Source organism: Pseudomonas sp. IT-P74, assembly GCF_949768175.1.
GTDB lineage: Bacteria > Pseudomonadota > Gammaproteobacteria > Pseudomonadales > Pseudomonadaceae > Aquipseudomonas.
Genome location: NZ_CATKQD010000081.1, coordinates 1 through 271, shown reverse-complemented (window position 1 = coordinate 271; position 271 = coordinate 1). Strand labels below are relative to the sequence as shown.

1 pseudogene is annotated in these 271 nt (G+C 63.8%); it reads right to left on the bottom strand.

Features of this window, described 5'->3' with window-relative positions:
- Nucleotides 1-271: pseudogene (locus ACM6J5_RS25935) on the bottom strand (NAD(P)(+) transhydrogenase (Re/Si-specific) subunit alpha); the annotation flags it as partial.

Sequence of the window (271 nt, the reverse complement as noted above, 5' to 3'; positions counted from 1 at the left end):
TGCTTCGATCACCGCTCCCAGGCGTTTCGCCGTAGCGATCGCCTGCAAGCCGGCCACACCGGCACCAAGGATCAACACGCGCGCCGCTTTCACGGTGCCCGCAGCGGTCATCAGCATCGGCATGAAACGCGGATAGTGGTGAGCGGCCAGCAACACGGCTTTATAGCCGGCGATGTTGGCTTGCGAGGACAGCACATCGAGGCTCTGAGCGCGGGAGGTGCGAGGCGCGGCTTCCAGGGCAAAGGCGGTAATGCCGCATTCGGCCATTTTG